The sequence below is a fragment of the Vibrio sp. 970 genome (assembly GCF_033339075.1).
Window position 1 is genome coordinate 1 of record NZ_JAWOTW010000345.1, and the last position, 684, is coordinate 684.

Below are 684 nucleotides of genomic sequence, written 5' to 3' on the forward strand. Positions count from 1 at the left end.
GGCCAGAAAACGTTAAACAACTGCGCCAATTTGCGGAGCTGCGCGCTCTCAAACCTGAGACTTTTCGCATGGAAGATTGGGACAGTGAAAAGAGCATCGAAATTCAGAGCATGACTCAACGCACAGAACACTTTGAATATTGTCTGTTATTTGATGCATTGCAGCGACACAGAGGCAGACTTAAAGAGGTTCAACTAGAATTACAGGTGTCACGCAAGACCTTGTACGACAAACTAAAAAAACATCAGTTGGACAAATCGAAGTTTAAGGCTCAGTAACAATACCTCAAAATCTCTTCAGCCTTTCAGCAAGAACGGGCTGAAGCCAGACGGGTAACCTGAGCGAATGTCCTCAGTTACGTATTTTTATTAGCCGGAATGCTGACATGATCGGGTAATAATAATAAGATCAAAAAGATAATCCGTATTTATATAAGCAGAGAATGTGATGAGCCGAGACAACTACAACAAACTCAGCAATGATGAGCTGGATTTTGTCGATGACAAAACTGCCGCACTGCTTCTCAACACCCCAAATAGTGCCCGACTAATGTTGTGGGTTATGGTGTTGTTTTTTGTTGCAGCCATTGGTTGGGCATCGTGGGCACAGATCGACCAAGTCACCGTCGGCCAAGGTAAAGTAATTCCCTCTTCTCAAATCCAAGTAGTTCAAAACTTGGAAGGT

At 43.4% G+C, this 684-nt stretch carries 1 protein-coding gene and 1 pseudogene; both read left to right on the top strand.

Annotated elements, in window-relative coordinates:
• On the top strand, positions 1–278 hold a 278-nt coding region (locus tag R7Q11_RS26560; RefSeq protein ID WP_318094465.1), incomplete at its 5' end, for a helix-turn-helix domain-containing protein.
• A 169-nt stretch (positions 279–447) separates the two neighbouring features.
• A pseudogene (locus tag R7Q11_RS26565) lies at positions 448–684 on the top strand (HlyD family type I secretion periplasmic adaptor subunit); the annotation flags it as partial.